We start from the raw sequence: 9,120 nt of genomic DNA on the forward strand, positions 1-9,120 counted from the left end.
GTTAAGAATCCGTATCTTCGAGTGCCCACACAGATTGTCTGATAAATTGTTAAAGAGCAGTTGCGACGCGGCTTACAGCTCACCGTCGCGAGGTGGCGTATATTACGCTTTCCTCTTTCAGAGTCAACCCTCATTTTCAGGTTTTTCTCTTCAACCGAACCAGCTACTTAGTGTGAAGTGATTCACGTTTGCCGTCTCAGTGGGTGCGCATTATAGGGAACTTTGTTTTTTGCACAACCCCTTTTCTCAACTTTTTTTCTAAGTGCCGTTTTTTCACACTTTTCGCTCTGTAAGTATGCAATTTGCTTAATTTTTGAGATGAGAAACCCCAGAATTGGGCCGATAATGAGAAAGAATCCCACCATGACACCGTTTTAATGAGGTAAACATGTCAGCCGTTTTACGCCGCTATAAAGATTTATTCCCCGTCATCGGCCAGCGCGTGATGATTGACCCTACCTGCGCAATCATCGGCGACGTTCGTCTGGCGGATGATGTCAGCATCTGGCCCCTGGTTGCCGCGCGCGGCGACGTTAACTATATCCAGATTGGCGCACGCAGTAATATCCAGGATGGTAGCGTCCTCCATGTGACACATAAGTCAGCCAGGAACCCGGAAGGTAATCCGCTCATCGTTGGCGAAGACGTTACCGTCGGTCATAAAGTGATGCTGCACGGCTGCACCATCGGTAATCGGGTATTGGTCGGTATGGGGTCGATTCTGCTGGATGGCGCGGTCGTTGAAGACGATGTCATGATCGGCGCGGGTAGCCTGGTACCACAACATAAGCGTCTGGAAAGTGGATATCTTTATCTGGGTAGTCCGGTCAAACAGATTCGACCATTAAAAGAGGCCGAAATCGAGGGATTACGCTATTCGGCCAATAACTATGTGAAATGGAAAGATGACTATCTGGATCAGGACAACCAGACCCAACCCTGAGCGTCTTCCTGCTGATCGCGAATCAGATCGCTGGCTTCTTCTTCAAGATCCCAGCGATTCTCGCTAAACAACGCGAGCCATTGCTGCGGGTTATCGCCGCCAAAGCGACGAGTCATCGTTTCTGCACTTAATGCACACGTTAGCTGCATACCGTTCACCAGCACAGGAAAACAAATGCTTTCGAGATCGGCACGCCACTCTTCGCGGTCAGGAAACTGGATCGCCTGATTCATACGCCCAGCTCACGTTTGAGGGACGCGATCACCGGTTCAACGTCCGGCAAAACCCCGTGCCACAGTAAAACGGCGTGCGCCGCCTGACCCACCAGCATCCCCAATCCATCAGCATAGCGTTTTACACCATGCTGAATGCACCAGGACAGAAAGGCCGTATTGCCCTGCTGATAAAACATGTCATAGCAACACACCTGCGGACCCAGTAGCGATACCGGGATTGGCGGAGTCTCGCCAGAGATGCCGCTGGATGTAGCATTAATGATAAGGTCGAACTCATACCCGTCCAGCTCAGACATTGGCCGCGCGCTAACGCTGCCGGTATGGCGGAACAGTTCGGCGAGCGTTTGCGCCCGCGCGTGGGTACGGTTAGTGATGGTGACGTTACAATCCAGCGAAAGCAACGGCAGCAGCACCCCGCGCGCCGCGCCGCCAGCGCCAATCAGCAGAACACGATAGCCGGGCTTAATCAGCCCAAGTCGTTCCAGGTCGCTCAACAGGCCAATACCATCGGTGTTATCACCGAGGATTCGCCCATCCTCCAGGCGCTTCAGCGTATTTACCGCCCCCGCTAGAGCCGCGCGCTCGGTGAGCTCATCAGCACGGGCAAACGCCTCCTCTTTAAAAGGCACCGTGACGTTCGCCCCTTTACCGCCCTGCAGGAAAAAAGCTTCCAGCGCAGTAACGAAACCATCCAACGGCGCTAACATGCGACCATACGGATGCACGATGTTCAGCTGCTCGGCAAACTGTTGATGGATGAACGGCGATTTACTGTGGGCAATCGGGTTACCAAAAACGACGTAGCTTTCCATTCTTTACCCCTGGCGAAAACGTTCACCCGTCAGGGCATCGAGGATTTCTGACGGATTCATCCGCCCACCGGTCGGCGCATCCACCACCGGGAAATCATCACCGAACTGGGCAAGCACTTCTGCCGTGGTGCGACAAGGAGGCAAACCGGTCAGATTCGCGCTGGTCGACACCAAAGGCTTGCCATAGGCCTGGCAGAGTTCAATGACCACCGGGTGATCGGTGACGCGAACGGCCAGCGAGTTAAAGCGGCCGGTCAGCCAGGCGGGAGTCGTTGGCTTCGCGGGGAAGACAAACGTCACCGGCCCAGGCCAACGGGCAAAGACCGTGGCACGCTGCTCGTCGGTCAACTGACTGTCGTCAATATACGGTTGAAGTTGTTCGAAACTTGCGGCGATCAGAATCAGCCCCTTTTCTACCGGACGCTGTTTTAACGCCAGCAGGCGCATTACCGCTTCTTCACTATCAGGATCGCAACCTACGCCAAACACGGCTTCGGTTGGATAGGCGATGACTTCTTTATTATTCAGAGCAACAACCGCACGCTGTACGGCCTCTGATGGCAGGTTTTTATTCACTGATTTGTTTCGCCGGAACCGGCTTTCCACATTGTTTACTGGCACAAAAACGCTTTACGCCCTGCGCCGTTTTCTTTTCGATAAGCAGCGGGTAGTGGCACTCGGGGCACTCCCCCGCAACCGGTGTGAAGTTAATGACGAACTGACATTCTGGGTAACGATCGCAGGAATGAAAGGTTTTGCCGTAACGAGAGCGGCGCTGCACCAGATGCCCTTGCTGGCAGGCGGGGCAGGAAATCGCCGTTTCATCAGGTTTATCAATAACCTCAGTGTGTTCACATTCCGGATACTGACTGCATCCGATGAACATGCCAAAGCGCCCCTGACGCAGCACCATAACGGCACCACACTCGGGACACAGTTGCCCCTCCAGAATTTTAACGATATGACCATCCGCCTGACTTTTCAGGGGACGAACGTAATCGCATTCCGGATAATGGGAACAGCCAAGAAACGGCCCGTGTTTACCGGACCGTATGACCAGTTCGGCCCCGCACTGTGGACAGGGCTCGTGTTTAGGCACCGAAAACAGTGCTGATTTGACCATAACAACTCTTGATGCCACAAAATGATTTAATGCAGCATACCTTCATTCGTCTCGAAGAGTAATTCTTCCATTTGTTGATACGCGTTTTCACAGCCCGGAAGATTGAACAGAACCATCAAAATGACCCATTTCAGCTCTTCCAGCTCAAACTCTGCAGTATCCAGAGCCAGCACGCGCTCAATAACCATTTCCCGCGTTTCGAGGTTCAGCACCTGAATCTGCTCCAGGAATAACAGGAATCCTCGGCAGCTTGCATCCAGACGCTGGCTCTCTTCCTGTGTGAAAATACGCACGGAGAGAGGATCTGATGCCAGCTGCATCGGTTCTACGAGGCCTTCCTGATAGTCGGCGAGCTTTTCCAGCCATATTAGCGCGTTGAAGATGTCTTCACGTTCGAACCCCGCATCGGTAAGATCCCGAGTCAGTTTGTCCTGATCTACGCGCATGTCTGTTTCGTTATGGATGTAGGTCTCAAACAAATACATTAGTACGTCGAACATGGCCTGCCCTCCTTAATCGGACATAGCCGCCGGGTACAGCTGCGATCCATCCTGCTAACTCCAGTTCAAGTAGCTGGGCCACGGTGACTGGCACAGGTTGGCCGGCACGTTCAGCGACGACGTCAACAGGTGTTACCTCATCTCCTACGTTAGCCAGGAGCTCAGGAAATGGCAATGCTACGGATTCCTTATCTGCACAATAATTTGCCATTTTTGCTCGTTCGGACAAATGTCTGTTTAATCCCGGAAAAAGCGCCAGAATATCCTCAGGCTCCGTGACGGTAATCGCTCCCTGTTTGATAAGCCAATGCGGCCCCTCCATGCCCGGATGACCAAGCGGCCCGGGGATAGCGAACACCTCTCTCCCCTGTTCAAGCGCGCAGCGCGCCGTCACCAACGAACCGCTTCGCAACGCGGCTTCCACAACCAATACGCCGCGACTTAACCCGCTGATAATACGGTTACGCCGCGGGAAATGATAAGGCGCAGGCGTCGCCATAAGCGGGAATTCTGACACCAGCGCCCCGCCGTGTTCCACAATGCTCTGCGCCAGTGACCGATGCCGATGGGGATAGATATGATTCAGCCCGCTGCCGAGGACCGCTATCGTGCTGCCGCCAGCCTGCAACGCCCCCCGATGGGCAACCCCATCAATACCTAGCGCCAGGCCGCTGGTAATCGTAATTCCCATCTTCGCCAGCGATTCACACAAATAGCGCCCCCAGCGCTCACCGTACAGAGAGTGTTGCCGGCTCCCCACAACGGCGAGCTGTGGGGAATGCAGCAATGCCAGATTCCCGCGTACGCACAATACTGCCGGGTAATCGCTAATGGCGCGAAGCGGTTCCGGGTACAAGGGAGAATCCGCAAATAAAAGATGGTTGTCTGATTCCGCCAGCCAACGGTTAGCGGCCTCCATCTCTGCGGGTGAAAACGCAAAAAAACGTTCGGCCTGCTTAATGCTGAAGCCCAAAACATAGAGCATTTGATGGGTAATGCACGTTTCCTGACGCAACGCACACAGCGCGTTCAGCATGCCATCGCCATACAAATCATTCACCTTTAACAAACGAAAGGCGAGTTCCTCGGGTGACATCCGTTCCCCCTTGCCACATGCGGCATTAGCAATCTTTGCGATTGGTCAGTGACTCTGTCAATTAGAGGGGGTTTTGTCTAGAATAGAGGTAATAATCTTTCCTACTCCTGAACAGAACTCTGGATATTTATGGCAGTTTTGCAAGTATTACATATCCCGGACGAGCGTCTTCGCAAAGTCGCTGCGCCGGTAAAAGAAGTGAATGACGAAATCCAGCGTATCGTGGACGATATGTTCGAAACCATGTACGCCGAAGAAGGGATTGGTCTGGCGGCGACCCAGGTCGATATCCATCAACGTATTATCGTTATCGATGTCTCTGAGAATCGTGACGAACAGCTGGTGCTGATCAACCCAGAACTACTGGAAAAAGACGGCGATACCGGCATTGAAGAAGGCTGCCTGTCCATTCCGGAACAGCGGGCGCTGGTTCCTCGTGCCGAGCGCGTGAAAATTCGCGCCATTGGCCGTGATGGTAACCCCTTTGAGCTGGAAGCTGACGGCCTGCTGGCTATATGTATTCAGCATGAAATGGACCACTTAGTCGGTAAGCTGTTTATCGATTATCTGTCGCCGTTAAAGCAGCAACGTATTCGTCAGAAAGTTGAAAAACTGGATCGCCTGAACGCGCGTGCCTAAGGATAAGGATTAACGTGTCAGATTCCCTACGTATTATTTTTGCGGGTACTCCTGATTTTGCAGCGCGTCATCTTGACGCGCTGTTGTCGTCTGAGCACCAGGTCGTTGGCGTATTTACCCAACCAGACCGCCCTGCCGGCCGTGGTAAGAAGCTCATGCCAAGCCCGGTAAAAGTGTTGGCGGAAGAGAAAGGCATTCCAGTCTTTCAGCCAGCCTCGCTGCGTCCTGAAGAAAATCAGAAGCTGGTTGCGGATCTACAGGCTGACGTCATGGTCGTCGTCGCTTATGGGCTTCTCCTGCCGAAAGCCGTGCTGACTATGCCGCGCCTCGGGTGCATCAACGTTCACGGTTCTCTGCTGCCGCGCTGGCGTGGCGCTGCGCCAATTCAGCGTTCGCTGTGGGCCGGCGACAGCGAAACCGGTGTGACCATCATGCAGATGGACGTGGGCCTGGATACCGGCGATATGCTGCATAAGCTTTCCTGCCCGATTACCCCTGAAGACACCAGCGCCAGCCTTTACGATAAGCTGGCTGAGCTTGGCCCTCAGGGACTGCTGCACACGCTGCATTTGCTGGCAACCGGCACGGCGACACCGGAAGTGCAGGATGAAACTCTGGTTACCTATGCTGAGAAGCTGAGCAAAGAAGAAGCCCGTGTTAACTGGACGCTCAGCGCCGCTCAGTTGGAACGCTGCATCCGCGCCTTTAATCCGTGGCCAATGAGCTACATCGTTATCGACGAGCAGCCGGTCAAAATCTGGCAGGCTTCGGTGATTGACAAACACGCTGGCGCCGAGCCGGGGACCATCCTCGAAGCCACCCGCCAGGGTATTCAGGTCGCGACCGGCGACGGCATCCTCAATCTTCTCTCGCTGCAACCAGCGGGTAAGAAGGCCATGAGCGCTCAGGATCTGCTTAACTCGCGTCGGGAGTGGTTCGAGCCCGGAAACCGTCTACTCTGACGGTTGGTACCTTTTTAAAGCCCGGAGTCTCCGGGCATTTTTATTTTTACGGTTATGAAAAAACATTTTAATTTACGCAGTATGGCGGCCCAGGCCGTTGAACAGGTCGTCGAAAAGGGACAGTCACTAAGCAATGTGCTGCCCGCCATGCAGCAAAAAGTGGCCGATAAAGACAAAGCGCTGCTCCAGGAGCTGTGCTTCGGCGTGTTGCGCACACTTTCCCAGCTTGAGTGGATGATCCAACAGCTGATGGAACGCCCGATGACGGGCAAACAGCGCACCGTCCATTACCTGATCATGGTGGGCTTCTACCAGCTGCTGCATACCCGTATTCCGCCGCATGCCGCGCTGGCGGAAACCGTTGAAGGGGCAGTCGTCATAAAGCGTCCGCAGCTGAAAGGGTTGATCAACGGCGTACTGCGTCAGTTCCAGCGCCGTCAGGAAGAGCTGCTAACTGAATTCTCACAAACCGATTTGCGCTTCCTTCATCCTTCCTGGCTGGTAAAACGCATTAAAGCGGCCTATCCGCAGCAGTGGGAAAGCATCCTTGAGGCCAATAATCAGCGCCCGCCGATGTGGCTGCGCGTTAACCGCACTCACCACTCACGCGACGGCTGGCTTGATCTGCTAACGGAAGCCGGTATGACGGGATTCCCGCATCCTGACTACCCGGACGCGGTGCGTCTGGAAACGCCAGCGCCCGTACACGCCCTCCCAGGTTTTGACGAAGGTTGGGTGACCGTGCAGGATGCTTCCGCTCAAGGGTGCGTAAACTACCTGCTGCCGGAGGACGGCGAGCAAATCCTTGACCTGTGTTGTGCGCCGGGCGGCAAAACCACTCACATTCTGGAAATCGCGCCGCAGGCCAATGTATTGGCCGTCGACGTCGACGAGAAACGCCTGTCACGCGTGTATGACAACCTGAAACGGCTGGGCATGAAGGCGACGGTGAAACAGGGTGATGGACGCTATCCTGAACAATGGTGCGGCGATCAACAGTTCGATCGCATCCTGCTGGACGCACCGTGTTCCGCTACCGGGGTAATCCGTCGCCACCCGGATATCAAATGGCTGCGCCGCGACCGTGATATTGCCGAACTGGCACAGCTGCAGGCCGAGATCCTTAACGCAACCTGGGCACACCTGAAGCCGGGTGGTACGCTGGTATACGCGACTTGTTCCATTCTGCCGGAAGAAAACCAGCAGCAAATCGCCGCGTTTCTCTCCCGCACACCGGATGCTGAACTGCGTGAAACCGGTACGCCTGAGCAGCCAGGGCAACAGAATTTACCGGGTGCCGAAGAAGGTGATGGCTTCTTCTACGCTAAGCTAATCAAAAAGTGATGAAATAACGGGTCGCAACTGATGAAAATTATCATTCTGGGCGCCGGACAAGTCGGCGGAACGCTGGCGGAAAACCTGGTCGGGGAAAACAACGACATCACGATCGTTGACACTAACGGCGAGCGCTTGCGCAGCCTGCAGGATAAATTCGACCTTCGCGTGGTACAAGGCCATGCTTCTCACCCCCGCGTTTTGCGTGAAGCCGGTGCCGACGATGCCGATATGCTGGTCGCGGTAACCAGTTCGGATGAAACCAATATGGTCGCCTGCCAGGTGGCCTACTCGTTATTCAATACGCCAAACCGTATTGCACGAATCCGCTCACCGGACTACGTACGCGACGCCGATAAGCTCTTTCACAGCGATGCCGTACCGATCGATCATCTGATCGCTCCCGAGCAATTGGTTATCGACAATATCTACCGTCTGATCGAGTACCCCGGCGCACTGCAGGTGGTGAACTTCGCGGAAGGAAAAGTTAGCCTGGCTGTGGTGAAGGCTTACTACGGCGGCCCGCTAGTGGGTAATGCGCTCTCAACAATGCGTGAGCATATGCCGCACATTGATACCCGCGTTGCGGCGATTTTCCGCCATGACCGCCCGATTCGCCCGCAGGGTTCCACTATTGTCGAAGCCGGTGATGAAGTGTTCTTTATCGCCGCATCACAACATATTCGCGCGGTAATGAGTGAGCTCCAACGTCTGGAGAAACCTTACAAGCGCATCATGCTGGTTGGCGGTGGTAATATCGGTGCGGGGTTAGCACGCAGGCTGGAAAAAGATTACAGCGTGAAGCTGATTGAACGTAATCAACAGCGAGCGGCAGAGCTGGCAGAGAAACTGCAAAATACCATCGTCTTCTTTGGCGATGCCTCGGATCAAGAGCTGTTGGCGGAAGAGCACATTGATCAGGTCGATCTGTTTATTGCCGTCACCAACGATGACGAAGCCAATATCATGTCGGCGATGCTGGCTAAGCGGATGGGCGCCAAGAAAGTAATGGTGTTGATCCAACGCCGCGCTTATGTCGATCTGGTTCAGGGCAGCGTGATCGATATTGCGATCTCACCACAGCAGGCCACCATCTCTGCACTACTTAGCCACGTACGTAAAGCGGATATCGTAGGCGTTTCGTCGCTACGCCGCGGTGTTGCTGAAGCCATCGAAGCCGTCGCACACGGCGATGAAAGTACTTCACGAGTGGTTGGCCGAGTGATTGACGAAATTAAACTGCCTCCAGGCACCATTATTGGCGCGGTGGTGCGTGGAAATGACGTCATGATTGCGAATGACAATTTGCGTATTGAACAAGGCGATCACGTCATTATGTTCCTGACCGATAAAAAATATATTTCCGACGTCGAACGCCTGTTCCAGCCCAGTCCTTTCTTCCTTTAATTTCCCAAAGGCGCTCAATAGAGCGCTTTTTTATTAACCTTCTAATATTTAAGGGTTAATTAATACC

The 9,120-nt window shown here is 54.1% G+C and carries 11 protein-coding genes; 5 read left to right on the plus strand and 6 right to left on the minus strand.

Features of this window, described 5'->3' with window-relative positions:
* Positions 1 to 388 precede the first annotated feature (388 nt).
* Positions 389 to 943: a gamma carbonic anhydrase family protein gene (locus NNN71_RS21840; protein ID WP_271459330.1), complete on the plus strand. Its 555-nt coding sequence runs from the start codon at positions 389 to 391 to the stop codon at positions 941 to 943.
* Here the strand turns inward: NNN71_RS21840 and NNN71_RS21845 are convergent.
* From NNN71_RS21845 to dprA, 6 genes are read right to left on the minus strand one after another with little or no spacing between them, the layout of a single operon-like run.
* Positions 919 to 1,176, minus strand: coding sequence for a DUF1488 domain-containing protein (locus tag NNN71_RS21845; protein ID WP_163446609.1), 258 nt, complete (start codon positions 1,174 to 1,176; stop codon positions 919 to 921). The two genes, NNN71_RS21840 and NNN71_RS21845, sit on opposite strands and share 25 nt — an antisense overlap.
* Positions 1,173 to 1,991 carry a shikimate dehydrogenase gene (gene aroE / locus NNN71_RS21850; protein WP_167574930.1) on the minus strand — a complete coding sequence of 273 codons (819 nt, stop codon included), beginning with the start codon at positions 1,989 to 1,991 and terminating at the stop codon, positions 1,173 to 1,175. Before aroE ends, NNN71_RS21845 begins: the two co-directional genes overlap by 4 nt.
* 3 nt (positions 1,992 to 1,994) lie before the next feature.
* On the minus strand, positions 1,995 to 2,567 hold the full coding sequence (gene tsaC / locus NNN71_RS21855) for an L-threonylcarbamoyladenylate synthase type 1 TsaC (protein WP_163446613.1): 573 nt from the start codon (positions 2,565 to 2,567) through the stop codon (positions 1,995 to 1,997).
* Positions 2,560 to 3,114, minus strand: a complete 555-nt coding sequence (locus tag NNN71_RS21860) for a DNA topoisomerase family protein (RefSeq protein ID WP_163446615.1) — start codon at positions 3,112 to 3,114, stop codon at positions 2,560 to 2,562. Before NNN71_RS21860 ends, tsaC begins: the two co-directional genes overlap by 8 nt.
* A 26-nt stretch (positions 3,115 to 3,140) precedes the next feature.
* Positions 3,141 to 3,614, minus strand: a complete 474-nt coding sequence (gene smg / locus NNN71_RS21865) for a DUF494 family protein Smg (protein WP_163446617.1) — start codon at positions 3,612 to 3,614, stop codon at positions 3,141 to 3,143.
* Positions 3,586 to 4,710 (minus strand): DNA-protecting protein DprA, encoded by a 1,125-nt coding sequence (gene dprA / locus NNN71_RS21870; protein ID WP_163446619.1) that lies wholly within the window; start codon positions 4,708 to 4,710, stop codon positions 3,586 to 3,588. The genes smg and dprA overlap by 29 nt, the downstream gene beginning before the upstream one ends.
* Positions 4,711 to 4,839: 129 nt before the next feature.
* Between dprA and def the strand changes: the two genes are divergently transcribed.
* The 4 genes from def to trkA are packed head-to-tail and all read left to right on the plus strand — an operon-like array spanning position 4,840 to position 9,053.
* Positions 4,840 to 5,349 carry a peptide deformylase gene (def, locus tag NNN71_RS21875; protein ID WP_064541669.1) on the plus strand — a complete coding sequence of 170 codons (510 nt, stop codon included), beginning with the start codon at positions 4,840 to 4,842 and terminating at the stop codon, positions 5,347 to 5,349.
* Positions 5,350 to 5,363: 14 nt separating this feature from the next.
* Entirely contained in the window at positions 5,364 to 6,311 is a 948-nt protein-coding gene (gene fmt / locus NNN71_RS21880; RefSeq protein WP_271459331.1) for a methionyl-tRNA formyltransferase, read from the plus strand.
* A gap of 54 nt (positions 6,312 to 6,365) precedes the next feature.
* Entirely contained in the window at positions 6,366 to 7,655 is a 1,290-nt protein-coding gene (rsmB, locus tag NNN71_RS21885; RefSeq protein WP_249022672.1) for a 16S rRNA (cytosine(967)-C(5))-methyltransferase RsmB, read from the plus strand.
* 21 nt (positions 7,656 to 7,676) lie between these two features.
* Positions 7,677 to 9,053, plus strand: a complete 1,377-nt coding sequence (gene trkA / locus NNN71_RS21890) for a Trk system potassium transporter TrkA (protein WP_064541661.1) — start codon at positions 7,677 to 7,679, stop codon at positions 9,051 to 9,053.
* Positions 9,054 to 9,120: the final 67 nt, after the last annotated feature.

It is taken from the genome of Kluyvera sp. Awk 3 (assembly GCF_028069715.1).
Classification (GTDB): Bacteria; Pseudomonadota; Gammaproteobacteria; order Enterobacterales; family Enterobacteriaceae; genus Kluyvera; species Kluyvera georgiana_A.